This is a genomic window from Companilactobacillus suantsaicola (assembly GCF_004745525.1).
GTDB classification, from domain to species: Bacteria; Bacillota; Bacilli; order Lactobacillales; family Lactobacillaceae; genus Companilactobacillus; species Companilactobacillus suantsaicola.
Genome location: NZ_RKLY01000007.1, coordinates 1 through 25,845, shown reverse-complemented (window position 1 = coordinate 25,845; position 25,845 = coordinate 1). Strand labels below are relative to the sequence as shown.

Below are 25,845 nucleotides of genomic sequence, written 5' to 3'. Positions count from 1 at the left end.
TTTATCACTTAACGAGGTAATTGAAATGGGAACTTTTAATTATGACAACGAACTAGCAGATGAGGATGCTGTTATCACCGAAAAGAACTTAACAGAGTCCAAGAAAGCCGAACGTGAATATAAAGAAAATCTTACGGAGGAATTTGAATAATGACAAATGAACTAAGCAAAAAAGACGACAAGATGGAAGTTGAATACAAGGTCAATGGTCAAAGCATTAAATTGACCGGAAACATGGTCCAAAACTTCTTAACAAATGGTAACTCTAAAATCACTCCACAAGAAACGATGATGTTTTTATCACTTTGTAAATATCAAAAATTAAATCCGTTTATCAATGAAGCATACATCATCAAGTATGGATCAGCACCAGCACAAATTATTGTTTCCAAAGAGGCCTTTATGAAAAGGGCTGAATCGAATCCAGACTATGACGGTATTGAAGCAGGTTGTATTGCTATCAATGAAGATGATGACGATCCTAGATATACCAAGGGTGCTTTTATTCTTCCAGATGAGACCTTAGTTGGTGGTTGGGCACAAGTTTATCGCAAAGATAGAAAAATACCTACAAGAATTGAAATTTCATTAACTGAGTTTCAAAAAACAAAAAATGGACGTCCATCATCAACCTGGGCTTCCATGCCGGCCAATATGATTAGAAAAACAGCTATGGTAAACGCACTACGTGAAGCATTCCCACAGGATTTAGGAAACATGTACACAGAGGACGATAAACAAGAAGCTAGTGAAACACCTAAAAATGCAAGTCAAGCATCTCAAGGCAATATAACAAATATCAATGATTTGACAAAGACCAAAAAGGAACAAATTAAAGTAGCTAACGACCCTAAGGATGTCACCCCTAAAGCTGAAGATAAAAAGCCTGTTCAAAAGGTTCAAGTACGTAAGCCCGTTAATCTAAATCAACTAGAAAAGTTTGAAAAAGAACAAAAGGCATTTTTGAAACAAGCTAAAGAAGGAGAGGACGATAGCAATGCTGAAACAGATGAATCAGAACCAATTGAAGAAAACCCAAACCAAACAGAGCTCTTTGACACAAAGTAATTATTACGATTTAGCAACTGATATTTCGTGGCAGTCCCCAACATTCTTTAAAAAGTTTCTGTCTTGTGAAGCAGAGACAATGGCTGAAATAAATGGAAATTACAAGCCGGATTTTAAAGAAGCACTTTTGGTTGGGAATTATCTTCATTCTTATTTTGAAAGTCCTGAAGCTCATCTGAGATTTGTGGCCGAGAATAAATGGGACATTTTTGCTAAAAAGAAGGCTACTAAGAAAGAAACAGCAGAAGGCTTATCAAAGAATGGACAAGCTTTAAAAAATAACCTCACAGCTCCATTTGAACAAGCTGAGAGAATGATAAGCACTTTAGCTAGTGATGAAGGCTTCATTGAAAATTATCAAGGTGATAAAGAAGTTATCGTTACAGGTCAAATTGACGGTGTTAACTGGAAGGGCAAAGTTGATTGTTTAAATCTTGATAAAGGTTACTTCATTGATCTAAAAACTACTCAGCAACTTGATAAAAAATATTGGAATGTTGAGGAACATGGATGGGATTCATTTGTAGCTCATTGGAATTATCAGCTTCAAATGTACGTCTATCAACAGCTAATACTTCAAACGTATGGAGTTTTATGTACACCATACATAATTGCCGTAACTAAAGAAAAGATTCCTGCCAAGGCTATTATTTCGATTCCAGAAGAAAGAATGCTGGAAGCTGAAGATCAGATTTATGAAATGCAGGACCATATTGAAGATGTTAAAGCTGGGCGTGTTGAGCCAACAAGATGTGGTAAATGTGATTATTGTAAGTCCACTGCTAAATTAGGAAAGATTGTCAGCATGGATGACTTAATAGACTAGGAGGTGACTTTATGAATTACCTAAAACAGTTACAGGCGTTTAGAGATTACCAACTGTTTGAAACCAAATTATCCAGTGGGCAAGTTAGTTTGTATTATGCATTGCTTCAAGTGAACAACAAATGTGCATGGATAGACTGGTTTGACGTAAGTAATCAAATGCTTGAAACACTTTCGGGATTGAGTAGGCAAGGCATCAACAAAAACAGAAATGTTTTGATGCAATTAGGGCTTATCAATTTTAAAAGCAACGGAAAACAAAAAGCCACTTCATACAGCATATGTAAACTATATGACGAAGAAAGTGTACAAAGTAGTTTACATAGTAGTGTACATAACAGTTTACATACTAGTTTACATAGTAGTGTACATAACAGTAGCACAATAACTAAACATAAACATAAACAAAACAAAACTAATAATACTAGTCACGACTCGAAACCCGCAAAGCGTGTTTACGACTCGGACGATATTAATTTGAAACTAGCCAATTACTTGCTAACTAAGATACGTGAACGTAACTCTAACATCTATCCGGCTGATTCCAAGAACCCACCTGATACACAGAAATGGGCTAATGACATCAGACTAATGCACGAACGTGATGCACGTTCTTACGACGATATCAAACGAATTATTGAATGGTGTCAACAAGACAGTTTCTGGCAGAACAATATCTTATCTGCTTCAAAACTTAGAAAACAGTTTGGCAAGTTGATAGATAAAGCAGACGCACCAAATAATTTTAATGGCAACAAGGGTGGTAGAAAGCCACTCTATGACTTGCCGTACTAGGGGGTAGCTATGGAATCAATGTTTGGATTGGATAAAGTTTCCCGTAAAATAGCCTTAAAACACGGTGTTGACTATTCAGGAATTGACTTCAAAAAAGTTATTTCTGAGCGTGATAAACGAGAACAGCAACGATCTATCGAATTCACTAAAAAAAATATTCAAGTTAAGCGTAAGGGAATATTTAGAAGCTCGCTAGTGAGTGATTTCAACGACTTACAATACAATTTTGCAGATTTTAAGACTGATACACCTAACCAAGCGAGTGAGCTTAAACAGGCTAAGAATATCGCTAATAGGATCTATGTCGGTGAAACGGGCAACTTTCTTTTCACTGGTGAGCCAGGACTTGGTAAATCTATGTTAGCTGTTAGCATTTTGAATGGTTTGAACAGTCAAGATACCTCACTATCATGTTATTTCTTGAGTTTTGCAATGTTCGTCAATAATTCTCAAATGGCATTTAAGGACGAGTTTTTAAAACGTGATAACTACAAGGTGGAAGAATGTGTTAAGAACTGTGACGTGCTTGTTATTGACGACTTGGGCAGTGAATCATCGCTAAGATCCGAAACGAACGAAGCAACTAACTATGCTCAGCGAATACTTTTTAGGTTTGCTGATTATCGAAAAAATAAAACAAATATTATAACTACGAACAATACAGGACGTGAGCTACAGCAATTATACGATCCAAAAATTATTAGTCGCTTAATGACAAAAAAAGCCGCTAACACAATCAAGTTTAGCGGTAACGATATGAGAAATAATTAGGAGATATTAAAATGCTACAAATTAACTCAAAAAACTTGTTATATAGGCGTTCACAGACACCTGTTTCAGATGATAGACAGACAGTTATAGACGAAATATCCAGAGAAAGCGTGTATTTAGAAAGAGTAATCGACAATTTACAACATCAATTTGAGCACATGGATTATTTGAGAAAAAATCATTCTGATTCATTTTCAAGTCCATTTCTTATGTTGAAACTTGAGAATTCACTTCTCAATGCTTACAGCTTACAAAAATGCTACGATGCCGAGCTTAGAAAGCTGGTGGCTGAAAATGATTAAGTTTGATCTAAGAAGTTTACTAGCTCCAAGAAATTTGACATTAAGAGAATTTTCTGAAATATCTGGCGTCAATTATTGGACAGCAACACACATGTCACAGATGACGTATAAGTCAATAAAAATTACTGATGTTGATAAAATCTGTAGGGCTTTAGACATCACTCCAAATGAATTATTCGGATATGAAAGCGAACGGTGATTATCATGAAAGCAATTGTAATATTAGCAATACTATATATTATCGTTTCTGGCTTTTTTAGAAAAAATGAATAACAGCACAAGAGAGGATTAGCAAGTGAGTAATCAATTGAAACTAATAATCGACGGTGAACCAGTACCAGCCTCACGTCCTCGTTTTAGCTCACAAGGTGGCAAGAAGCGGGGATATACAGACAAAAAATACCGGATTTACAAAAATGGAATCAAAGTGCTGTATTGGGATAAGTACCATAACAAACAGCTTTTTGAAAAAGGTGCTCCTCTCGTTGCACACATACACTTTTACAGAAGGATCCAAAAAGGATTATCCAAAGCAGAGTATAAGAGACGTGCTAATCATGAGGTAAAGCCGACTGTGAAGCCCGACTTGGACAACTACGAAAAAGCTGTTTTTGATGGCTTAGCAAAGGCTTGGTTCGATGATGGGCAAATTTGGAAACACGATACCGAAAAAAATTACGATGAGCACCCACGTACTGAAATTTTAATTGAGGAGTGGAAAAAATGAATAACTTAGTAATTATGAAAGATCAACAAGCAGTAACTAGCAGTTTACAAGTAGCAGAGACATTTAATAAAAACCATCGAGATGTATTAAGAGCAGTTGATGATTTAAAAGAGGGGGTTGCGCAAAATTGGGCAGACCTATTTTACGAAGATACATATACTCATCCTCAAAATAAACAGCAATATCGAATTATTTATATGAATCGTGATGGATTTACGTTATTGGCTATGGGGTTCACCGGCAAAAAAGCAATGAAATTTAAGCTTAAATACATTGAAGCCTTCAACAAAATGGAAAGTCACATTAAAACTGGCGGTTTCAAAGTTCCATCAACAATGGCTGAAGCATTGCGTTTAGCAGCAGACCAGCAGGAACAATTAGAAGTTATGAAACCTAAGGCAATATTTGCCGACTCGGTAGCCACATCACACACAACAATTCTAGTTGGAGATCTAGCAAAGATTATCAAAGGTAATGGTGTTGACACAGGTACAAAACGCTTATTTAAGTGGATGAGAGACAACGGTTATCTGATTAAACGAAAGGGCGCAGATTATAACTCACCAACTCAAAAATCAATGGAATTAGGCTTATTCAAGATTAAAGAATCAAGCCATGTTAACTCAGACGGAGTCACGGTTGTTACTAAGACTCCAAAAGTTACTGGCAAAGGTCAAAATTATTTTGTTAATAAATTCCTATTAAAAAATGAAAGGTTGGAAGCATAAATGATCAATAGAACTGTTTTAGTGGGACGCCTGACACGCGATCCAGAACTTAGATACACCACCAGTGGTAATGTGGTTGCCAGTTTCTCAATCGCTGTAAACAGACAATTTACTAATTCTCAAGGTGAACGTGAAGCCGATTTTATCAATTGTGTTATTTGGAGGAAAGCTGCCGAGAATTTCACCAATTTCACTCACAAAGGTTCTCTTGTGGGTATTGATGGACGTCTTCAAACACGTAACTATGAGAATAAGCAGGGTAACAGGGTTTATGTAACAGAAGTTGTCGTTGATAATTTCTCATTACTTGAATCTAGAACTGACAGAAAGCCAACAGATGGCCAGCAAAGTAAATCAATCAACAGCAACGATTTTAGCGGTAAAGGTACAGATGGCCAACATAAACAAAACGAAAATCAAACGTATTCGAACGCAAATCAAACAAATAGCGATCCGTTTGCTGACAACAGTAAACCGATTGATATTTCAGATGACGATTTACCATTTTAATATAGATGGGAGCAATTATTATTTGAATTTGGGGGCAAAATAATGAATTATGAGCAGATCTATAAGTCTTACATGAGATCAGTGTTTAGTGATGAATGCCACAATATCGTTCGGGCTATTATGTATATCCAAAAGCATTTTTATGCCATGCCAAAGGAGTTTAGAAATGCTGATAGAGAACTTAGCGATGAGGCTAAGAACAAAATAATTCAATCAATTTTGCAGGAGGATGAATTTGCTAACAGATATAAATTGTGCCGTATATGAGATGAGGCGTAATAAGTATTTATCTATTGAAATTGCCGATGCTTTACACATTAGTGATGAGGACGTTGAACTTATTGATAAAGCTAATCAAGAACATTTGGCAAAATTAGAAATGATTAGATTAGGAAGGTTAAATCTTAGCGATTTTAATTAGATGATGAAAATGACAGATGATAATTTAGCAGTCTATCAAATGCGAGAAAATAGATATAAGAATAAAGAAATAGCATCTGCTATGCATAAAGAACTTTTTTATATAGAAGACATAATACGTCAAAATAACAGGATTGGTAAAAGGCTATATAGAGAAGACGATGAGTGGCAGCGATTGAATGCCAAAAGGAATAAACATAGGAACGACAAGGCAGATAAATAGACAACAAAAAAGCCACCCACAAAAGTGAGCAGCTAATTGATTCCGACAAGTCAATTATATCACTAAGTGGGGGCTGTATTAATGGGATTATTACCAGAGTTAGATGAGCAACAAACAATTGATAACGTCAAATATTATTTTGAAAACGAGTTTCCAAGACTAAAAGCTCGTTCACATATGAATATTAGCTCTATTCAGTCCCCAAGCTTTGACACAGTTGGAACTGGGAGCAATGTTAGAAATTCTCAAGAGGATAAGGTTATGAGCCAGTTGTGGGCTATAGATCTAGTTAAGGCTACTTATAAGATTATTAACAATATTCCTGATGAGCCTTTCAGGTTTCAAACCATTTTGAAATATTGCTACTTGTACGGCAAGGGGAACGAGGTGGCAATTGAAATGTCTAATTATGAATCGTCCAGGTATTTCGAATGTAAGAGAAATGCGATGTTGTATTTTGCTGAAGCATTCGGGAATTACTATGACATGGAAGTATACAAAATGGAAAATAATGGAGTTTGAATGGACTTATAGCGGAGTAACGGCGGATTGATTCTGACTAATATTGATATTGTAGAAAACATTGAATACGGTTACTCTACCGCTCAAAAGGAGCATCTTAGAAGGAAAACTAAACAACCAAAATGGATTAAATTTCGATTGCTTGACCAGCGTAAAAGGTCAAAAGTTTAACTCTCATGTAACTTGTGATGATAAAGCAAGTTACTGCTATGCGGATAGTGTAAGGACACATACAAATTGGTATCACTAATAAAATTACCCCTAACTACAAAGTCATTGATAAATTCATAAATAAACCTTCATTTCGATTTCAGAAGCATTTCTGATTATAAGTATTCCGGTTCGATTCCGGATGTCCGCTTAGATAATTGCTGTAGGGGCTAATTATCGTATAGATCACTCGTATGAGTGGTCTATTTATTTTGAATAAATATGTGGTTGGCAACATAAAAGGAGGATTCAAATGAATAGCAATAATAATGAAACAGTACAGAAAGGGTTGGGATTCTCATCAATTTTGACTCTTATTTTTGTGGTTGCGAAGATTTTAAATCTTATCAAATGGTCATGGTGGCTTGTATTTAGTCCAATGCTAATTGCGTTAGGGCTATTTATTTTGTGCTATGGAACTGCTGGAATCGTTATGCTAGTTAAAAAACACAAAGCTAAGAAAGAGCTTAGAAGGATGTGCAAACATGATTAATATTACAGTTTACAAAGAAGCGGAATCAGGAGAAGGATATGAATATAATGAAATGCTAGTAAATCCTAAGCAAATTGTTTCGATAGGATCACATATGGTTGATGACCAGCTTTATCAATTAACACTTCCTAATATTGATGATTGTTATTTAACGGATGAGGAAGGAAAAGATAAGATTGTAGGTGCCTTGAGATGATTCACACAAAGGCTGGTTACATGACTAAGGAAGAAGCTAAGATGATTGGTGATCTAGATCGTGATTTGAAAAGAAATAAAGCAAAGTCTAAAACTAAACCAATTAAAAAATAAGTAATTAATATCTCAAAAGGAGGTAGGTGCCATGTAATGAAAAAATGGGAAGAAGCTGAGAAAGATTACTTAGCTGGAATGAAGTACAAGGATATTGCTACTAAGTATGATGTTTCGGTTAATACGGTTAAGTCTTGGAGAAGTCGACACGGTTGGGCAAGAGGTGCACCAACTAAAAAAAGTTTGCACCCTAAATCCAAAAAGTTTGCACCCAAAATTGTTGATGAATTAGAGGAAAATGGTGAGCTTAATGATAAGCAAAAACTGTTCTGTTTGTACTATTTACAACGTTTCAATGCTACTTGGGCGTATCAAAAAGCATACGAGGTGGAATATAGTGTTGCCAATGTAAATGGTTCAAGGATGCTAGTAAATGCTAGTATTCAAAAGCAATTATCCATTTTGAAGAAACAGCAAGCGTCTGATCTCTATTTTGATGTAGCTGACATTATTCAAAAGTATATTCAGCAAGCTAATTCAGATGTTACAGATGTTGTGGATTTCAAAACAGTTAAGAAATTGGCTTATACGAAGATTCATGATAAAAAGGGTAAATATGAGGATGATTACGGTAATTATCGTTACACGCCCACTATTGACCCCGAGACAGGTAAACAGGCTTATTACTACGAGCATATTATCAACATGAAAGATAGTAGTGAAATCGATACTTCGAGTGTCAAATCGGTCAAGATTGATAAGGGCGAAGCAGTAGTTGAGATGTATGACAAGCAGAAGGCACTTGATTCATTGATGAAATATTTCAAAGATGATGACATCATGCGTAAGGCTAGATTACGTAAGATTAAGGCTGATACTGATATTGCCCGTGCTAAAGCTGACATTTTAACTGGCGACAACGGAAGCAATGAAAGTACAGTTATCATAGATGACATTGGGGATGATAAAGACGACAACGAAAACAAAGACAAACAAGACAATAATTAAGATGTCGGACTTAATCAATCCACATTTTAACAAGTTATGGAGAACATCAAAGCCTTATGTAATTGCAAAGGGTGGACGTGGTTCGTTCAAGTCTTCAACCATTAGTTTGAAACTTGTAACCATGATGAAGAAAGAAATTCAACAGGGACATGAAGCCAATATCGTGTGTGTTCGTGAAAATTCGGTAAACCTTCGGGATTCAGTTTATAAACAGATCCAGTGGGCAATTAGTATGTTGAACATGGCAAATGAATTTACATATCAGGTATCGCCAATGCGGATTATCAATAAGCGCACAGGCAGTGCCTTTTATTTTTATGGTGGGAATAATCCTGAACGTTTGAAATCTAATACAGTGCAGAATTTAATTGCATTGTGGTATGAAGAAGCTGCCAACTTTGATAGTGCAGAAGTATTCGACCAAGCCAATCCGACCTTCATTCGGCAGAAGTCCCCATTCGTGAATGATGTGAAAATCTTTTATTCTTATAACCCACCACGTAATCCTTATGATTGGATTAATGAGTGGATAAAGCAGTGTGAAGACGACCCAGATTATTTCATTGATACATCAACGTACCTAGATGATGAATTAGGTATAACAACGAATCAACAGTTGAAATTGATTGATAGATATAAACACAATGACCTAGATTATTATAAATGGCTCTATTTGGGCAAGGTCGTTGGATTAGGGGACAATATTTATAACATGAACCTATTCCATTCGATTGATGAAATACCAGAAGATGATGAGCTATGGAATATCTATTTTTCAGTGGATTCAGGACACGAAACATCAGCAACCACAGAAGGTTGTTATGGTTTAACAGCCAAAGGCAGAGTTATATTGCTTGATACGTATTATTATTCTCCTGCCAATAAATCGCATAAGAAGGCACCAAGTGATTTGGTCAAGGATTTATACGAGTTCGAACAGAAGAACATTGACAGGTGGGATATGGAGCCTTACAAGCGTTCTGCCGATAGTGCAACAGCTGATTATGCGTTAGATAATGAATTTTATAAGGATTATGGAATCCAATGGCACCATGTCGCTAAGACCAAAAAAGTACAGATGATTGACCACGTTCAGGACTTGCTCGCACAGGGCAGGTTTTTTTATTTGGACACGGAAGCCAACAAGATATTCATTGAAGAACACAAGCAATATCGTTGGGACCAAGACACATTGGAATCAGACGACCCGAAAGTTATCAAGGTTAAAGACCACACATGCGATCAACTACAATATTTCATTTTGGATAATAGACGAGATTTGGGCTTGAAGTGGTAGCCAACAAAGGTAGGTGGAAACATGAACTTGCTAGACAGTATAAAGAGATTATGGCAGAAAGGACAAGTTGCAGTGGGAGAAAGAAAAGAACTCAATAAGATTACAGATGATAGCCGTATCAATATTGACGAACACGAATATGAACGTATTCATAGGGATTTCAGATATTACAGAAACCTATATCCAGTCAAGCATTACATAGACGCTTCTGGTGTTCGCCGTAAGAGAAAATATAATACATTGAATCTAACTAAAAGGGCGAGCCAAAGAATCGCTTCAATCGTGTTTAATGAGCAATGCAAGATTAGTTTTGATAATAAGAATTTAAACGAATATCTTAATCAAGTATTGACCGACAATGATTTTAAGAACCAGTTCGAAATGAACCTAGAAAAAGGAATCGTTGCAGGTGGTTTTGCAATGCGACCTTATGTGGATAATGACAAGATAAAAATTGCATGGATTCGTGCCGATCAATTCTATCCATTGCGTTCAAATACAAATTCGATTAGTGAAGCGGCAATCGTAAGTAGAACAAGCAAGGTGGAGAATAACCAGACAGCATATTACACGTTGTTAGAGTTCCATCAGTGGGTCAATGGTAATTACGTTATAACCAATGAATTGTATCGCTCAACACAACCAGAAATCATTGGCATGCAAGTAAGTCTTAAAGAACTATATCCAGATATAGAACCACAAGTCGTTTTGAATGGTTCAGGAATGGTACACCCATTGTTTAGCTATTTCAGAATGCCGGGGGCTAATAATATCAGTCTTGAAAGTCCGTTAGGCATTGGGATTGTAGATAATAGCAAATCTACATTGGATAATCTCAATCTTACTCATGATAGTTTCATGTGGGAGATTAGAAACGGCAAGAGAACAGTTGCAGTACCTGAAAGCATGTTGAGATTCGATAATAGAACACACAAGCCAATGTTTGATACAGACACAGATGTCTATTTGAAGATGTTGAGCGAAGACAATGGCTCAGGTATTCAGGATTTGACACATGATATTAGAGTTCAACAATTTACCGATTCAATGAATGCGTGGTTACGTGAGTTTGAAAGTAATATCGGTATGGCTCAAGGGACTTTCAGTTATAACGCCAATAATGGATTACAGACAGCAACAGAAGTCGTTAGTGAGAACTCAATGACATATCAGACGAGATCCAGTATATTGACGAATGTTACATCATGTATTGAACAGTTATGCCAAGCTATTTTGGAAGTCGCAAGTGTACCAGAGTTTTTCAGTGATGGAAAAGCTCAATTTACTATGACTGATGAGATGAACTTGAATGATATTGGAATCCATGTGCAATATGACGATGGTGTGTTCGTTGATAAAGACAAGCAGATGGAAGAAGACCTGAAAAATGTCGTTGCAGGTGTATTATCCAAGCGAACATTCTTACAACGTAATTATGGTTTGTCTGATTCAGATGTTAAGAAAGAATTGAAATTGATCCAAGAAGAAACACCGAGCCAAGATACAGTTAGCGGTAGAGAAAATGCACTATTCGGTGGTGGCGATGGAGATTGATTACTCAAGATTATATGCAGGACAAGGCAGATGATATTAATAACCTTTATTCGAACCTGCAAAATGAAATTTTTAACAGGATTATCTTTTATTTAAGAGATTCAAACTACAAGAATGTTGGTAAGGATAATGTCTTATCGTGGCAGATAGAGCAGTTGTCTAAAATGGGCATGCTTAATAGTGATGTTGTTAAAATGCTCTCACAAGTCACAGGAGTGGCTGAAAAGAAGATTAAAAGCATGATTGTTGATGATGGCATTACCATTCAAGATGAAATGACTGCACAGCTTGTAGGAATGACACATAAATCGAATGTTAAACCAGACAATGAACAGTTATTGAATGGATTACTGCAACAGACATATTCAAATTTGAATAATGTAGTAAACCAATCTTTAATCAGCAGGAATGCGGAAGATAATGGAGCTCTAAGGGCATATCAAGACATTGTAAATAAATCAACAGTAGAAACAATTACAGGTCTTAAAACACATGAGCAAGCCATATTAGATAACGTTCAAAAATGGGTTGATTCAGGATTGAAAACGAACCTAGTTGATAAGGCAGGGCACAGGTGGTCGTTAGAAGGATATAGCCGAATGGTTATCAATTCGACGGCACATAGTACCTTTAACCAAGTTAGAATGTCGACCATGAGCGAATTTGAAGTAACACTTGCGTCAATGAGTTCACATGCTGCTTCACGTCCTGCATGTGCGCCAATTCAAGGAATGATAGTAAATACAGTTCCAAGGACTGATAAACATTTCAATCCACGTTATCCAACAATTTACGATCATGGTTATGGTTATGCGTGGGGTACACAGGGTGCTAATTGTAAGCATGAATTATATCCATATATTGAAGGTGTCAATACGAATCCATTCCACCACCCTAATACTAAAAAAGCCATTAAAAATGGCAAGATTCAGCAGAAGCAACGTGGATTAGAAAGATTAGTTAGACAAGACAAGAAGATGATTGCCTATGCTGAAAGTCAGGGCGACGAGTTCGGGGTATCTCATTACAAAAGTTTATTGAGTGGACACCGTGCCAAGATACGTGAAATAGTTAAAGACCATGATTTCTTACATCGTGATTATAGCCGTGAAAAGGTAATAACCAAGGTAGATAAACACATCATGCCTGACGCAAAAAATGCTGTATTCCATAAAGAAAAATTAACAAAGTATGCACTAGACCCAACAGCCATAAAAAGTGGTGGAGCTTCTAAGGCAAAAGTCTTTCAAAGCGCCTTAGGTTATAATTTAAATAATTATACAGATCTAATGGACAAGGTTTATAATGGCGTTACGAAATACGAAGCCATTCCACAAAATGACACGGAACATGGTCAAAAATACAGAATCAATATGCCAATAAAGGGTCCAAATGGTAATACAAGAAGTGTTAGAACGGCTTGGATTAAAGACCCTAAAAATGGGGAATTAAGGCTTACAAGTATTTTTGTTAATCATAGGAAGAAGGGATAGCATGACACCAAAGAAATTATTACCCGAATTTAGTTGGATTAAAACGAAAGATGGTATCACTGGTGCAATTCTTGAAGTGTACGATACAAAGCCAGATTATTTGGCTGAATATTACCCACATTCTCAAGTTGGCGAAGATGATGATATTACATTTTCCGTAAATAATGAAGATATAGTCGAATATGAAGTACCAAAGCATTAAATAATTATTGTCCTGAACATGACATTAAACCGTTCTTTTTTTATGCAAAAAAATCCGTCGTGGTCGTTACCACGTACAAAAAAATGTTAGGAGAATTTAAGCATGGAACGTAAAGCATTAAAAGACTTAGGATTATCAGACGAACAAGTAAATGGAGTAATGAAGGCTTACAATTCTGATATTGACCCAATCAAGAGTGAACTCGAATCAGTAAAGACAGAACGTGATTCATATAAGCAAGGCGTTACCGATCGTGATTCTCAATTAAAGGATTTAAAAGAAAAATCAGGCGACAATAAAGAATTAAAGGCTCAAATTGCACAATTACAAGATGATAACAAGAAATCGAGTGATGATTTTAAGGCTCAACTCGCAGGCGTTAAGAAGGATAATGCAATCAAATTAGCATTGCGTGACAGTAAAGCTAAGGACGCAGACTTGGTGTTTAAAGATTTAGACATGTCAGGTATTGAATTAGGCGAAGATGGAAAATTGACCGGTCTTGATAAGCAAATCAAGGATTTAAAAGAAAGCCATGATTACTTATTTGAAAATGAAGAACCTGAACCTAATAATCATATCAATGCGTTTAAAGGTGGCAATCCTTCTGGAAACAATGGCGGGCAAGAAGATTCATTAGTTAAAAAGATTGCCGATCGAATGAGCGGTAAATAACAAATAGGAGTGTGGAGACATAATGACAGTAGTATTAGATTCAAAAGACATGGCAGAATTAGACAAAGAATATCAAGCCGATTCACAAATTTGGCAACCATTAACAGGTGGTGCAAAGAGTGTTACATCAGCTGATTTTGTCGGAACTCATGAAGTTCGTATTAATAAAATGAGTGGTTTAGTTCAACCATCAGAATATAAACGTAATCAAGATAATGTACGTTCACAAGTAAGTATGGATAAAGAAACAGTTAAGCTAACACATGAAGATTGGTTCTCATATGACCTTGACGAATTAGACATGGACGAAAATGGAGCATTAACAGTAAGTAATGTAGTTGCCGAACATAATCGTTTGGTTACAATTCCACGTCGTGACAAGGTTGCTATGCAAGTTCTTTATGATAACGCAGGCAAGAAAGTAACAGACACAATCGACGCTAAGAATGCTCTTGACGCATATGACCAAGCCGAAGCATATATGACAGATAACCAAGTTCCCGGTGGTTATGTATTGTTCGCTTCAAGTGGTTTCTATACAGCATTGAAGAATGCAAGTGGTGTTTCTCGTACATTCTCAACCAACCAAATGGGAATCCAAGGAATCAATCGTACAGTTGCGCAAATCGACGGTTCAGTACCTATTTTGAGAGTTGCTAAAGACCGTTTGGCAGGTCTATCAATCAAAGACACAGTTCAATTTGCATTAGCACCATTGACAGCAGTTGCACCAGTTATCAAGTATGACAATGTTTCTGTAATTGACCCATCAACCGATCGTAATGGTAACCGTTACACAATTAAGGGATTATCATATTATGACGCAATCGTTCTTGATAATGCCAAGTCAGGTATTTACATGAGTGCAGTTCCTGCAAGTTCAAGCACAAGTTCAGGTTCAAAAGCCTAGTTAATACCCACAGATAGGGGTGTAACACATGAAGCAAATGGAATTTGCAAGATATACAGAATTAGGATTCAAGAAGTTAGACAATGATTCATTCAATAAAGTTATAGCTAGTTCGCAGTTATTGGTCGGTAATCTCGTTAAGGATTATTACGAATTTCATGATATTCAAAAAGATTTAAATTCTGATGATGATTTCATCAAGTTCAGAGCAAACCAATTTCAAAAAGCAATTTGCGTACAGTGTGAATTTGCAGATGATTTAGGGGCTTCAAGTCTGGTAGAACAACAGAAGGCAGGTATTACAGACGTTCAGATAGGCAGGACACATCTTCAACAGTCAAGTAACCCAGTAAATGCGGTTACCTATGGCAAGTCGGGTGTATATTTGCCTGCATATGAATTGTTAGTACATACAGGACTTCTTTATCGTGGGGTTGATAGTCATTAAGTTACCAACGATTCCCAAAGAGATGGCAAACCAATCAGTTGTGTTAAAGCTCAAGACAGGCGAAGTGAATAATTGGGGCAAAGAAGAATATGAAAAGATTTCTATTGAACATTGTGTAGTTCAACCACAGACAATCTATTCAGGAAGTAACAATAACAGGCAGATCGTTGCCAATGCTATTGTATTTTTTTATGCCAAAATCACTAGTCCAATGCCAGTTTTGAACCCTAAGCATGTTGGTTCGACATTGAATTTTGAAGGAAAAGACTACTCAATCACTCAAATTACAGATAATCGTGACCCATACAGCAATGAAGTATGGTCTTATGAATTGGAAGTGTTATAAATGGCAATCAATGTATCAATAAACATGAAGGGCATTAATGATATGCCTAATCGTGTAAAAGCAGGGCGAAAAGCGGCGGCTTCTCAAGCACAATCAGAGATGGAGAAATACGTGCCTTACAAAGAAGGGGATTTACGTGATGATTCTTACGTTACAGATGATGGCAGAACCATCAGATATACCCAACCATATGCTCATGCTCAATTTATTGGATTGATAGACAATCAATATCCAATCCATAATTATTCGACACCGGGGACTGGTAAACGTTGGGATTTAAGGTTAAAGGGTAATAAATCGAAAATGAGACATGTTAAAAGAGCATTAATCAATGGAGCCAAGTTATATGGACCTAATAGATAGATTATGCGAAGCCTTGAATACAGTTCCAGATTTACCAACCAGAGTAAGAATAGGGTACATGCAAGCTGATGATTCGATAGGATTATATCCATTGCCGGGGTCTTCTATAATTGACCAAGATTGGGCAGGAAACCAGACGAAGCGAATCAATTATGAAATTGCAATCAGAACAAAAGACCAAGAATTAGCGAATGATTCATTATGGAAAATCTCAAATTTCCTAGAACAGTTGAATGATATTGAAAGTAAGAACGACAGCTTTCAATTTGACGAAATCGAGCAAACAGGATTGCCCAGTGTGTCTGAACAAGATACGCAAGGTTATTCAGTGTACATGCTCGATTTTTTTGTAGATGTCGTTACAAATATTAAGAAATAGGAAGTATAAAAAATGCCAACAAAAACATTAACAAGACCTGAAAACTGGGTCAATAAGTTTGAAGTAGATTTAAATGGCGGTCAAGACCCAAGCACTGACGCTGAAAAAGCGCAATGGGCAGAGATTTCTCAAGGATTGCAAACAGCAACACCTGCTGCCAATGAAACAGCCGATACACAATCATTCTGGAATGATAAAGGATTTAGTGAAACAGATGTCACAGGTAAGCGTGTCACATTTGCAATGACATTCCAAAGAGTGGTAGGGGACGAAGCACAAGATTATATTGCTTCTAAGTTCTTATCCATGGGAGATTCATTGCGTACATTGTTCCGTTGGATCGATCAAGCAGGAAACACAGTAATTGCTAATGCAACCATGACTGCAATCGTTCCATTTGGTGGTAATGCCAATGCACGTCAAACAATGTCTGTTACATTCTCATTGAATGGCGTTCCAGTTCTAGGTACAGGTGGCAAAAATAATGATGATGGCGACGGCGAGAATGGTACAACATCAGGCTCAAGCCAAGCATTAGGAGATAAAACAGCTTCTGGAGACACTGGAAAATAATAAATAATCATGTATAAAAATCGCCTAAGAAATAAACAGTATTCGGTAGACGAAGGCGGTAAATTAGAAGGGAATTTTTAATAATGGCAATTAACGTAAATATTGATAATCAACTAGCACTAAAATACTCATTTATGATTGGTGGCAAAAAGCGTGAGCTTACATTTGATGACCAATGTGCATTAGATATGGACAAGGTTCAATTTAAGGTGCAAAAGATTTCTGACAAGGTCAATAGAATGCAAGAAAACGTTGTAAATAAGAAGTCCACTGATGAACAAGTGAAAATGATGTCAGGATTATATAAAGAAATCCGCAATGCAATCATTCCATTCTTTGACAAGTATTTTGGCGACGGTCAAGGAACAGAAATTTACCAATACTTCAATGAATCAACAAGAGCATTAGCAACAGTATTCGGCAAGGTCAATGAATGCCTTGATAAAGTTGAAATCAATACTAATACCAAAAAGAAATAGGGTGTAAATATTGTTATCTCTAACCAATGGGCTAGATGATAGAGTAAGCACTGAAATTGGAGATTTGAAAGTAAATCTTTCATTCAATAATGTTTTGAAATGGTATGAACTCCTTGATAAAAACGACGTTGCTCTTACCAAGAAATTGGTTATTGGTTGGAATATCTTTCTCGGTGCTGATACGTTGAGTTTTAATGATATGGAAGATTACGAAGTGTCGGCTGACGCTTTAAAGAAAATCACAGAGTACATATCACAAGACCCATACCAACCTGAAAGTCAAATAGGGATAGGAAATAATCAACCGAATATCGAACCGACAAAATGGTTCAGTTACCAACAGGACGCAGAAGCAATTTATGCGTCTTTTTTGTTTGATTATGGAATTGATCTAATTGATTCAATCGACAAAATGCGTTGGGAGAAGTTCAGGGCGCTTTTTAATAACCTTTCAAGTAAATCTCCAATCATGAGAATCATTGACATCAGGCAAGCAAATATACTCGATTATCAAGGACAGGCGTTAGCTGACCTTACAAGAGCTCAAGAATATTATTCCCTTGAAGATTCAAGTGTAGATACACTCAATCAACAAGTAGGAGACATGTTCACTATGCTAAAAGGCATGGCTGAACAGAAATAGTTCAATTTAGACGAGAAAGGGGGTGTAATTAAATGGCAGATGGAACAATAGACATTGATTTAGTTTTGAATAAAGACAAATTCACGCCTGATTTGGAATCCGCAAAGCAATTAATTCGCAATTTTGGCGATAATGCAGGGGATAAGATGGACGAATCGTTCAAAAATAACTCGTCCAAGGTATCTAATAAGGCAAAGGAAACCCACGAGAAGGTAAAGTCCGAATTAGGCGATACCGTAACACAAAAAATCAAGGCTCAGACAGAAGATGTAAACAGCAAGGTCAATCGTATTAAGAAAGAAGAAGAATCGCTTAAAAAGCCTGTTAAGACGAAATTCAAGGCAGATTTTTCTAATTTCAACCACAATATGGGTTCTGCAATGGATAAAGTTCGAGATTTGAAAGAACAATCGGGCAAGATTCGGGGCGTATTCAGTGGTGCATTCTTTGGTGGCATAGCTTCTAATGCTGCAATCAGTGGATTCAATGCGATCAAGTCAGCAGTGACTGGTGTAGTTGGTGCAGGTATTGAATATAACAAGCAAATGCAGACAATGAACGCTACATGGACGACATTAACCGGTTCATCTAAAAAAGGTAAACAGATGGTCAAAATGACGACCGACATGGCGGCTGCGGCTGCTAATTCGGTTCCCATGGTTCAGGATTTAAATTCTAAGTTATACGCTGTTACGAATAATGCCGAAAGAACAGGAAAATTGACCAAAGCAATGTTGACGTTGCAAGACGCATTCGGTCAAAGTGACGCTTCTGTTCAAAATTTCGCAACGCAATGGTCACAGATGGAAGCCAATGGAAAAATTTCCGCACAAGACATGATGAGTTTCGTTAACGTCTTTCCAAAGATTCGTACCGAGTTATTAAAGACAATGCAACAGCAAACGAATAACAGTAGTTTAACCATGAAGCAAATGAACGACATGATGTCGGCGGGTAAAATTTCTTCTAAAACAATGGACGAAGTTCTTATTAATATGCAGAAGAAATATAAATCGGCTACCGAGAATTTTGGTTCTACGTCCGAAGGTATGGTTCGTACAATCAAGGGTAGATTACCTGCATTGATTGGAGAAATAACAGAGCCATTCTTCAAGATGTCGAATCCATTATTTAAGAGTGTTTCCAGTTGGGTTTCTGATCCAAAGACTGATGATGTATTCAAGCAAGCCAGTAAAAAGGTTAGCAATGGAATGAATAACGTAATGAGTGCTTTCAGCAATCAAGTTGGAAACACAAATATGCCTAATGTATTAAATGGCACAGTTAATAAAATCAGTAAAGGGCTAACAGATTCTCTTAATTGGGTTGCTGACCATGCCAAGTCAATCACAGGAATATTCAAGAGCGTTGGCTCAATCGGTAGTAATTTGACGATTGGATATATCGACGGTTTAGCAAGTCTGTTTAAGATTTTTATTGGTGCCAAAGGCGATGGAGTAAATGCTATTGCTGATGGATTAGAAAGAATCGCAAAGCATAAGACGGCTATTCAAGTTATCGGTGGTGTACTCGCAGGAATGTGGGCAACATCAAAGATTACTAATTACATGTTGAAGATCCAATCATTAATCAAATTGTTTAAAGGATTGAAGACCATTGCATTAGGCACAGATTTAGCAAAAGGTGCAGAAGGTGCAACGGCTAGTGCAAGTAAAGGCGGTATTCTATCTAAAATCTTAGGCTCAAGCAAGTTAAGCAAAGTTACAAGTGTTGGTAAGTCAATCGGTGGAAAATTAGTCTTAGGGCTAAATATGGCGTTTGACGCATTCGATATATTCAAGGGTATTACATCAAAGAGTAAGGACGAAAGATTCACACGAACAGGTAAAGGTATCGGTGGCTTAATTGGTACCGGTATTGGTGCAGTGTTCGGTGGTGGTGTCGGCGCTACGATTGGTAATATCATTGGTCGAATGGCAGGAAAATGGGCAGGAAAAGCTACCCTTAATTTCTCCAATGGTTGGAATGATTGGGCTAAAGGATTCAAACCTAAAGGAATCATAGCCAAGATTGGTTTCAATACTCATGAAGCAATGCATAATTGGAATAATATTATTGCTAAGATTGAAAAAAAGCACCCTGTTATTGGTTTTGGAATTAGAGCACTAAAAAGCTCAATAGAGACAGAATTTGACATGGTCAAAGATATGTTCAAGGTAGCATTTGGCATTAAGTCTTCAATTTGGGACGTAGTTTCTAATGCTTTCATGGGTAGATTCGACAAGATTATACCTGCATTAAAGAAACGTTGGTCCAATTTGTTTAAAGGTTTCAAAGATGATTTTGAGAATGTAAAGAATACCTTTACGAGTGATAATTCGGAAACCAGAAGGGGTCAAAAGAATACTCATGCAAGTAATAAGGCTGTTACGACAGTTGGGTCAAATCCAATGCGTAATAACAACAGTTCTGGTGGATTCAATCCAAACATTGATTTAGGTACAGCTCCAAGAAAGACAGTCAAAGCCAGTCCAAAGACAAAGGCTCCTAAGAAGAATCAAGGGGCAAGTACACAGAAGACGATTGAAAAGGTCGCAAGCCAAAAGACAGTAACAAGTAAGGACGTTGCCAATATCAAGGCTATGGCGAAAGCTATTGGTGGTTATGATTCAGCTGTTAAGAAGTTAAAGAAGACAGTTAAGAAGTTCCCTACGTTAAAGATTGGTAACAGTAAGAAACAGATCAATAAGCAGATTTCATCAATAAAGAAATATGATGGTCAAATCAAGAAATCCGATAAGACCATGAAGAAGTATTCCAAGACATTTTCTAGTTTGAAGAAGTCGCTTAAATCAATCACTAAGCAATTTGATTCTTTGGAGAAATTCAATAAGTCGTTAGGCAAAAAGGATTCATTCAGTAAGTTAAATACTGATTTCAAGAAGTTGCATAAGACTTTAAAGAAGAATGATATTGTTAAAGATTTCAAGAGATTAAATACTGGATTAAAGAAGAATGACCCAAGTAAGCGAATCAATAAGATTGATAGAGAAATCAAGAAGAGTACGCCAATTTGGAGACAGTTTGCTAAACAAGTAAGGGTCGTAAATAGTGCATTTAAGACCTTGAACACATTCAGTAAGAGAATGAGCAAATCAGACCCATTCAGCAAGCTAAATAGAGATTTCCAACGTCTATCTAAGACATTGAAACGTGAGAATATCGGCAAGGAATTGCAAGAACAAGTAAGTCTTGCCAATAAAGCCACGAAGAACAGTAAATTTGCTACTCAATTCGATAATTCAGTAAACAAGATTATTAGACGATTAAGAAGTTTTAAGAAGACGTTTAACAGTGATTGGCGTGATGTCTGGAATAAAGCCAACAGTGATGAAAAATCAAAGGTCGGCAAATTAGACAGTACATTCGTTGATGAAACAAACAAAGTTCTTAATTCTGAAAGTAAATTCTCAAGTAAGTTTCTTGATACATGGAGTTCATGGCTTACATCTATGAAGAAATCGTTCAGAAGTGCATTTAATAGTCTACCGGGTATTGCTAGCAAGGATATGGGCAAAGTCATTGCTCAAATCAACAAGGGTATTGGTGGCGTAAACACAGTCATTGGTGCATTTGGTGGTAAGAAGTTAGGACTTGCACAGTTTGCAGGTGGTACATCAGGTTATGCAGGCGGTTTGGCAGTCGTTGGCGAACAGGGTTACGAATTAGCATATGATAAGCGCCATGGTATTTATCCAGTTGGTACTAAAGGCGAAGAAATTCGATACCTTGACCAAGATACGTCAATCATGCCACACAGTATGTCTAAGCAATTTATGTCAATGGTTGCAGGATTGCCACATCATGCAAATGGTAAAGGCGACGCAAGCAATGACATGATGGATTATCTAATTACACATATTGATACGATCAAGAAAGACCCAATGCCTTTATTGAGAAAGTCATTCGATAAGAAGGCTAAATTTACGGGCAGTCTATTTGAAAGACAGTTTGGACCCGCATTAGAAAATGGATTATTGAAGTCAATTTCTGAACCATTCAAGAAAGAATTATCCGATATGGATTTCAGCATGGGTGGCAATTACGACCCAAAGATGATTAAGGCTGCTGCTTTAATGATGAAGGTAAATCCTAGTGATTCATTCATTAAGATGTTGCAATCGGTTATTCAGTCCGAATCAGGTGGCAGAAACATTGTTCAACAAATCCAAGATATGAATAGCGGTGGTAACGAAGCTCGTGGTATTTTGCAATACACACCACCAACATTCAGTTATTACGCTGTTCCGGGACATACGAATATTATGAATCCATTCGACCAATTACTTGCATTCTTTAATAACAGTGATTGGCAAAGTTCAATCGGTCCAACATCAATTTGGGGGACATCTAAGATTGACTGGTTGCATTCAGGACCACAAGGACGTCCAAGATTCGGCAATGGTGGTTGGTCTGATAAAGAAGCTATTTTTGGCGAGATTCCGGGCGAACCAGAAGTAGCAATCAATCCAAACAGAGATAGTGCCGATCAATTAATCATGGAAGCAATCAAGAAACGAGTTGAAAAGAATCCTAATGGAACCATGGCTAAAGCATTGAAGACCATTCATAATTCAAGGAACCAAGCTCATGAATTTACAGGCAAGAGCATTTCAAATGCTAATGCTTCAATCGGTCGTGGCAATGTTGGAATCAATTCAAATAATTTAGGTAATATCACGGTAAACACATTGCTTGATAATGGTGTAATCGTACAAGGTACATATCCATTAATGAAGGCAATGCAAGCCAAAGAAATTAGTATTCAATCCAAGAAAGGTGGGCTTCACTAATGAGTGAAAGCATTTTAATTCAACGGTTAGATGGAACAACATATAACCTTGATGATTTAGGCATTCGGGTTATTAGTTTTGACCCACCAAGTCCAAATTATCAATTTACATACACACAGATTCATGAAACAAGAGCAACATTGACTGATACGCAGGTTCAACAGACAACGGCTCCGTTAGTGATTCGTGTGAAAGCTAAGAATGTTTATGATTATGAGTTAATGCGCCAAAGAGTGTTGAAGATATTCGCAAGTTACGAAGATTTTTATGTAATCAATATGCGTATACCTACAATTCGTTGGAAGGTACGTGCAGAAGCATTTGATTTTCCAAGACAAGGCAGTTTCTGGTATTCGCAACCAATAACTATCAATTTAGTTTATGGAGAAGGATTCGCAGAAACAGTATTTACGACAGCCGAGAATGATTTCACAGTTCCAAGTAATTTGATGAGTTGGGGACTTGGTGTTCCGAGTGATGAAAAAATTTCATACAAATATAGCAATCAAAGTAACTTCGACATTTGGAATTTGGGACACATTCCACTCAAAGCTGATGAAAGACCAGTATTGATTGAATTTACAGGGAATGTTGGAAGTCAATTATCAATAGAAAATAAAACCACCGATCAAACGCTAACGTTTAAGAAAGCATTGAATGGTGGCAATAAATTGCAGGTTTATGGTTTGAAACCTGTTTTAGACGGTGTTTCAGCATTTCAATATAGTAATCATGAATTTCTAGACTTTGCAGTAGGCAAGAATGAAATCGTAGTAAGTGGTGCAAGTAATTGGACGATAAGTTTTACAACGAGATTTTATTATTAAGGGGGTGTTCGTATGTTGTATATATCCGATTTGACAGGTAATCAAGAACCGTTGCTTGTAAGTGATGTTCATATTACCCAACAGTTGAATACGGTCGAACAGTTGGACTTTACAACGATAAACATTCCCGATAATGAATCGGCGTATAAAATGCTTCAACCAAGGTCAATAATTACAGTTCCAGAGACAGGCGAACAGTATCGAATATCCGAGAATGATGGAACGACGTTTGGTAATAATTATCAAAGGACGATTACAGGGTTGCAGGTATTACAAGACCTTGACGATCATTTAATCATGGATAAATTGACAGGTTCCCAGAGTTTGGATAGTACCATGCAATTCTTGACTAAAGGAACGAAATTCACGTATACGAGTCATGATAGTTTTGATAATTTTGATTTTGGCGAAGATGGAATCGGACAAGAAAAGGCATTAGGATTATTTACCGATACAGTCATGAGTGATTTTAATTTTGAGTTTAAAGCACACGGGTATCACATTGATATTTATAAATCGTTGGGAGAACACAATGCGTTTGTTTATGTATCAGGAAGCGACATTTACACGCTTGCAGATACAGGGGATTATACGCAGATTAGAACACATATTTATGGAGTAGGTAAAACTACCGAGACGACAACAGAAAATAGCTCTGACAGTTTGCAATCGTCCGATTCAGACGATTCAAGTGATGATACAGACAGCACGACAACATCAAGCACAGTTAAGGCAGAATATACCAGTCCATTTGCAAAAGTCTATGGAGTGATTGACGATGATTTATTTACAGATGATAATGCGACTACCGAAGACCAATTAATTCAAGAGATGAAAGCAAAGCTCAAAGATTATCCATCAATTCAGTACACGGCGAACGTAAATAAGTTTGAGACTAATAACCCAACCGACAAATTAAATGACCCGACAATAGGTAATTGGGGTTATCTAAAAGATAGAAATGACATTGATGTTGAAACTCGTGTTATTCAGAAGGATTTATACCCACAGAGTAACCAAGAAGATACATTAACATTTGGTAATTTTATGCTTGATCCAAATAAACTGATTGTCGAAATGCAATCTAATCGCAATAGTGATAATAACGTTATCAAGAAATTAAAAGAAAAGATTTCACAAGGTGGCAGTGGAGATATAGAACAACAATTTACAATTAAGAAAGTAGGGGAAGTTAATGACTGAAATTGTTCAAATGTCGAAAGGTGGAGAAGATTTCTATCCACAGACACATACACAAGCCGTGCTCGGACTTAGTGAGTTCGTAAATGGGCTTGTAAATGCTGATGTTGATCTAACCAAATATATGACCACAGATCAAGTCAAGAGTGCTATTTCAAACGCTATAGAAGGTTTAAACTCAGAAATGAGTAATTACCTTACTAAAGATGAAACGGTCAAGGAAGTTACGTCTATCGTCAATAAAGCGATTGCAGATTCGAAGCCAGATTTATCGGGTTTCCAAAAAGCTAACGATGTGCAGGCTAGTATTAAGTCAGCACTGGCAAATTATCTTGATTCTGATGGAGTAAAGGCAGAGATAGCCAATCAGATAAAAGCAAACCAGCCCGATTTATCGGGCTTCCAAAAAGCCGGTGATGTTCAAACAGCTATTTCAACTGCAATTAAAGGAATTAAACCAACAGATTTAAGCAACTATCCTACTAAAAGTGATGTAACAACTGAAATAAGTAATGCTGTATCTGGAGCAAAACCAGATTTAAGTATCTATCCTACTAAAAGCGATGTAACAACCGAAATAGGTACTGCTATATCTGGAATTAAACCAACAGATCTAAGCAATTATCCTACAAAGCCAGAGATGACTACGGCAATTGCTAGTGCAAAGCCAGATGTATCTAAGTTTGTTACTATGGCACAGGTTCAAAGTGAAATAGATAAAACTAAGATTGACATCAATAAAGCGGGCGAGGTTGATGTGCAAAATGCTATTGACGATGCGATTAAAAAAA

33 protein-coding genes are annotated in these 25,845 nt (G+C 36.8%); all 33 read left to right on the top strand.

Annotated elements, in window-relative coordinates; translation table 11 throughout:
• The first annotated feature begins 25 nt into the window (after positions 1-25).
• Complete coding sequence (locus tag EGT49_RS12710; RefSeq protein WP_281275446.1) at positions 26-151, top strand: hypothetical protein; 126 nt, start codon at positions 26-28, stop codon at positions 149-151.
• Positions 151-1,068, top strand: a complete 918-nt coding sequence (gene bet, locus EGT49_RS03900) for a phage recombination protein Bet (protein WP_135371705.1) — start codon at positions 151-153, stop codon at positions 1,066-1,068. The genes EGT49_RS12710 and bet overlap by 1 nt, the downstream gene beginning before the upstream one ends.
• Positions 998-1,894 carry a PD-(D/E)XK nuclease-like domain-containing protein gene (locus EGT49_RS03895; RefSeq protein WP_135371703.1) on the top strand — a complete coding sequence of 299 codons (897 nt, stop codon included), beginning with the start codon at positions 998-1,000 and terminating at the stop codon, positions 1,892-1,894. Before bet ends, EGT49_RS03895 begins: the two co-directional genes overlap by 71 nt.
• A gap of 476 nt (positions 1,895-2,370) precedes the next feature.
• Entirely contained in the window at positions 2,371-2,688 is a 318-nt protein-coding gene (locus EGT49_RS03890) for a hypothetical protein (RefSeq protein ID WP_135371702.1), read from the top strand.
• Between the two features lie 9 nt (positions 2,689-2,697).
• Positions 2,698-3,459: an AAA family ATPase gene (locus EGT49_RS03885; RefSeq protein ID WP_135371700.1), complete on the top strand. Its 762-nt coding sequence runs from the start codon at positions 2,698-2,700 to the stop codon at positions 3,457-3,459.
• 11 nt (positions 3,460-3,470) lie between these two features.
• On the top strand, positions 3,471-3,761 hold the full coding sequence (locus tag EGT49_RS12430; RefSeq protein WP_167849748.1) for a hypothetical protein: 291 nt from the start codon (positions 3,471-3,473) through the stop codon (positions 3,759-3,761).
• Complete coding sequence (locus EGT49_RS12805) at positions 3,697-3,960, top strand: helix-turn-helix domain-containing protein (protein ID WP_135371698.1); 264 nt, start codon at positions 3,697-3,699, stop codon at positions 3,958-3,960. The genes EGT49_RS12430 and EGT49_RS12805 overlap by 65 nt, the downstream gene beginning before the upstream one ends.
• 96 nt (positions 3,961-4,056) lie before the next feature.
• A complete protein-coding gene (locus EGT49_RS03875; RefSeq protein ID WP_135371697.1) occupies positions 4,057-4,488 on the top strand; it encodes a RusA family crossover junction endodeoxyribonuclease in 432 nt (143 codons plus the stop codon).
• Positions 4,485-5,216, top strand: a complete 732-nt coding sequence (locus tag EGT49_RS03870) for a phage antirepressor KilAC domain-containing protein (protein WP_135371695.1) — start codon at positions 4,485-4,487, stop codon at positions 5,214-5,216. The genes EGT49_RS03875 and EGT49_RS03870 overlap by 4 nt, the downstream gene beginning before the upstream one ends.
• A complete protein-coding gene (gene ssb, locus EGT49_RS03865) occupies positions 5,217-5,726 on the top strand; it encodes a single-stranded DNA-binding protein (RefSeq protein WP_135371694.1) in 510 nt (169 codons plus the stop codon). It abuts the gene before it with no gap.
• Between the two features lie 235 nt (positions 5,727-5,961).
• On the top strand, positions 5,962-6,147 hold the full coding sequence (locus EGT49_RS03860) for a hypothetical protein (RefSeq protein WP_135371692.1): 186 nt from the start codon (positions 5,962-5,964) through the stop codon (positions 6,145-6,147).
• A 9-nt stretch (positions 6,148-6,156) separates the two neighbouring features.
• On the top strand, positions 6,157-6,369 hold the full coding sequence (locus tag EGT49_RS03855) for a hypothetical protein (RefSeq protein WP_135371690.1): 213 nt from the start codon (positions 6,157-6,159) through the stop codon (positions 6,367-6,369).
• Positions 6,370-6,450: 81 nt separating this feature from the next.
• A complete protein-coding gene (locus EGT49_RS03850; protein ID WP_135371689.1) occupies positions 6,451-6,891 on the top strand; it encodes an ArpU family phage packaging/lysis transcriptional regulator in 441 nt (146 codons plus the stop codon).
• A gap of 463 nt (positions 6,892-7,354) precedes the next feature.
• Positions 7,355-7,594: a hypothetical protein gene (locus EGT49_RS03845; RefSeq protein ID WP_135371687.1), complete on the top strand. Its 240-nt coding sequence runs from the start codon at positions 7,355-7,357 to the stop codon at positions 7,592-7,594.
• A complete protein-coding gene (locus EGT49_RS03840; protein WP_025025091.1) occupies positions 7,587-7,790 on the top strand; it encodes a hypothetical protein in 204 nt (67 codons plus the stop codon). The genes EGT49_RS03845 and EGT49_RS03840 overlap by 8 nt, the downstream gene beginning before the upstream one ends.
• A 149-nt stretch (positions 7,791-7,939) precedes the next feature.
• Entirely contained in the window at positions 7,940-8,851 is a 912-nt protein-coding gene (locus EGT49_RS03835; protein ID WP_135371685.1) for a terminase small subunit, read from the top strand.
• Complete coding sequence (locus EGT49_RS03830) at positions 8,805-10,148, top strand: PBSX family phage terminase large subunit (protein WP_135371683.1); 1,344 nt, start codon at positions 8,805-8,807, stop codon at positions 10,146-10,148. Before EGT49_RS03835 ends, EGT49_RS03830 begins: the two co-directional genes overlap by 47 nt.
• 72 nt (positions 10,149-10,220) lie before the next feature.
• The gene (locus EGT49_RS03825; RefSeq protein ID WP_342772228.1) at positions 10,221-11,702 is read left to right on the top strand and encodes a phage portal protein; all 1,482 of its coding nucleotides are present in this window, start codon (positions 10,221-10,223) and stop codon (positions 11,700-11,702) included.
• Positions 11,699-13,195 carry a phage minor capsid protein gene (locus EGT49_RS03820; protein ID WP_135371680.1) on the top strand — a complete coding sequence of 499 codons (1,497 nt, stop codon included), beginning with the start codon at positions 11,699-11,701 and terminating at the stop codon, positions 13,193-13,195. The genes EGT49_RS03825 and EGT49_RS03820 overlap by 4 nt, the downstream gene beginning before the upstream one ends.
• Before the next feature lies 1 nt (position 13,196).
• A complete protein-coding gene (locus EGT49_RS03815; RefSeq protein WP_057815939.1) occupies positions 13,197-13,397 on the top strand; it encodes a hypothetical protein in 201 nt (66 codons plus the stop codon).
• Between the two features lie 102 nt (positions 13,398-13,499).
• The gene (locus tag EGT49_RS03810; protein ID WP_135371678.1) at positions 13,500-14,072 is read left to right on the top strand and encodes a phage scaffolding protein; all 573 of its coding nucleotides are present in this window, start codon (positions 13,500-13,502) and stop codon (positions 14,070-14,072) included.
• A gap of 22 nt (positions 14,073-14,094) precedes the next feature.
• On the top strand, positions 14,095-14,982 hold the full coding sequence (locus tag EGT49_RS03805) for a hypothetical protein (protein ID WP_057815943.1): 888 nt from the start codon (positions 14,095-14,097) through the stop codon (positions 14,980-14,982).
• Positions 14,983-15,010: 28 nt separating this feature from the next.
• Positions 15,011-15,430, top strand: coding sequence for a head-tail connector protein (locus EGT49_RS03800; RefSeq protein WP_135371677.1), 420 nt, complete (start codon positions 15,011-15,013; stop codon positions 15,428-15,430).
• Between the two features lie 22 nt (positions 15,431-15,452).
• Complete coding sequence (locus tag EGT49_RS03795; RefSeq protein ID WP_135371840.1) at positions 15,453-15,776, top strand: putative minor capsid protein; 324 nt, start codon at positions 15,453-15,455, stop codon at positions 15,774-15,776.
• Entirely contained in the window at positions 15,777-16,139 is a 363-nt protein-coding gene (locus EGT49_RS03790) for a minor capsid protein (protein WP_135371675.1), read from the top strand.
• Entirely contained in the window at positions 16,123-16,518 is a 396-nt protein-coding gene (locus EGT49_RS03785) for a phage tail terminator protein (RefSeq protein ID WP_135371673.1), read from the top strand. Before EGT49_RS03790 ends, EGT49_RS03785 begins: the two co-directional genes overlap by 17 nt.
• Before the next feature lie 12 nt (positions 16,519-16,530).
• Positions 16,531-17,091: a phage tail tube protein gene (locus tag EGT49_RS03780; protein ID WP_135371672.1), complete on the top strand. Its 561-nt coding sequence runs from the start codon at positions 16,531-16,533 to the stop codon at positions 17,089-17,091.
• A gap of 83 nt (positions 17,092-17,174) precedes the next feature.
• Positions 17,175-17,570, top strand: coding sequence for a hypothetical protein (locus tag EGT49_RS03775; RefSeq protein ID WP_057815952.1), 396 nt, complete (start codon positions 17,175-17,177; stop codon positions 17,568-17,570).
• Positions 17,571-17,580: 10 nt separating this feature from the next.
• A complete protein-coding gene (locus EGT49_RS03770) occupies positions 17,581-18,213 on the top strand; it encodes a Gp15 family bacteriophage protein (protein WP_057815953.1) in 633 nt (210 codons plus the stop codon).
• 32 nt (positions 18,214-18,245) lie between these two features.
• Positions 18,246-23,027: a tape measure protein gene (locus tag EGT49_RS03765; protein WP_135371670.1), complete on the top strand. Its 4,782-nt coding sequence runs from the start codon at positions 18,246-18,248 to the stop codon at positions 23,025-23,027.
• Positions 23,027-23,854, top strand: coding sequence for a phage tail domain-containing protein (locus EGT49_RS03760; protein ID WP_135371668.1), 828 nt, complete (start codon positions 23,027-23,029; stop codon positions 23,852-23,854). Before EGT49_RS03765 ends, EGT49_RS03760 begins: the two co-directional genes overlap by 1 nt.
• Before the next feature lie 12 nt (positions 23,855-23,866).
• Positions 23,867-25,057: a phage tail protein gene (locus tag EGT49_RS03755; RefSeq protein ID WP_135371666.1), complete on the top strand. Its 1,191-nt coding sequence runs from the start codon at positions 23,867-23,869 to the stop codon at positions 25,055-25,057.
• On the top strand, positions 25,050-25,845 hold a 796-nt coding region (locus EGT49_RS03750), incomplete at its 3' end, for a hypothetical protein (protein ID WP_135371664.1). The genes EGT49_RS03755 and EGT49_RS03750, both read left to right, overlap by 8 nt.

Coding starts and splice junctions, on each gene's coding strand:
- bet (WP_135371705.1), top strand. CDS start 151: ATGACAAATGAACTAAGCAAAAAAGACGACAAGATGGAAGTTGAATAC.
- EGT49_RS12805 (WP_135371698.1), top strand. CDS start 3,697: ATGCTTACAGCTTACAAAAATGCTACGATGCCGAGCTTAGAAAGCTGG.
- EGT49_RS03790 (WP_135371675.1), top strand. CDS start 15,777: ATGGCAATCAATGTATCAATAAACATGAAGGGCATTAATGATATGCCT.
- EGT49_RS03850 (WP_135371689.1), top strand. CDS start 6,451: ATGGGATTATTACCAGAGTTAGATGAGCAACAAACAATTGATAACGTC.
- ssb (WP_135371694.1), top strand. CDS start 5,217: ATGATCAATAGAACTGTTTTAGTGGGACGCCTGACACGCGATCCAGAA.
- EGT49_RS03780 (WP_135371672.1), top strand. CDS start 16,531: ATGCCAACAAAAACATTAACAAGACCTGAAAACTGGGTCAATAAGTTT.
- EGT49_RS03755 (WP_135371666.1), top strand. CDS start 23,867: ATGTTGTATATATCCGATTTGACAGGTAATCAAGAACCGTTGCTTGTA.
- EGT49_RS12430 (WP_167849748.1), top strand. CDS start 3,471: ATGCTACAAATTAACTCAAAAAACTTGTTATATAGGCGTTCACAGACA.
- EGT49_RS03800 (WP_135371677.1), top strand. CDS start 15,011: ATGAAGCAAATGGAATTTGCAAGATATACAGAATTAGGATTCAAGAAG.
- EGT49_RS03795 (WP_135371840.1), top strand. CDS start 15,453: ATGGCAAACCAATCAGTTGTGTTAAAGCTCAAGACAGGCGAAGTGAAT.
- EGT49_RS03840 (WP_025025091.1), top strand. CDS start 7,587: ATGATTAATATTACAGTTTACAAAGAAGCGGAATCAGGAGAAGGATAT.
- EGT49_RS03760 (WP_135371668.1), top strand. CDS start 23,027: ATGAGTGAAAGCATTTTAATTCAACGGTTAGATGGAACAACATATAAC.
- EGT49_RS03895 (WP_135371703.1), top strand. CDS start 998: ATGCTGAAACAGATGAATCAGAACCAATTGAAGAAAACCCAAACCAAA.
- EGT49_RS03870 (WP_135371695.1), top strand. CDS start 4,485: ATGAATAACTTAGTAATTATGAAAGATCAACAAGCAGTAACTAGCAGT.
- EGT49_RS03805 (WP_057815943.1), top strand. CDS start 14,095: ATGACAGTAGTATTAGATTCAAAAGACATGGCAGAATTAGACAAAGAA.
- EGT49_RS03810 (WP_135371678.1), top strand. CDS start 13,500: ATGGAACGTAAAGCATTAAAAGACTTAGGATTATCAGACGAACAAGTA.
- EGT49_RS03855 (WP_135371690.1), top strand. CDS start 6,157: ATGACAGATGATAATTTAGCAGTCTATCAAATGCGAGAAAATAGATAT.
- EGT49_RS03830 (WP_135371683.1), top strand. CDS start 8,805: ATGATAAAGACGACAACGAAAACAAAGACAAACAAGACAATAATTAAG.
- EGT49_RS12710 (WP_281275446.1), top strand. CDS start 26: ATGGGAACTTTTAATTATGACAACGAACTAGCAGATGAGGATGCTGTT.
- EGT49_RS03835 (WP_135371685.1), top strand. CDS start 7,940: ATGAAAAAATGGGAAGAAGCTGAGAAAGATTACTTAGCTGGAATGAAG.
- EGT49_RS03775 (WP_057815952.1), top strand. CDS start 17,175: ATGGCAATTAACGTAAATATTGATAATCAACTAGCACTAAAATACTCA.
- EGT49_RS03885 (WP_135371700.1), top strand. CDS start 2,698: ATGGAATCAATGTTTGGATTGGATAAAGTTTCCCGTAAAATAGCCTTA.
- EGT49_RS03765 (WP_135371670.1), top strand. CDS start 18,246: ATGGCAGATGGAACAATAGACATTGATTTAGTTTTGAATAAAGACAAA.
- EGT49_RS03845 (WP_135371687.1), top strand. CDS start 7,355: ATGAATAGCAATAATAATGAAACAGTACAGAAAGGGTTGGGATTCTCA.
- EGT49_RS03785 (WP_135371673.1), top strand. CDS start 16,123: ATGGACCTAATAGATAGATTATGCGAAGCCTTGAATACAGTTCCAGAT.
- EGT49_RS03815 (WP_057815939.1), top strand. CDS start 13,197: ATGACACCAAAGAAATTATTACCCGAATTTAGTTGGATTAAAACGAAA.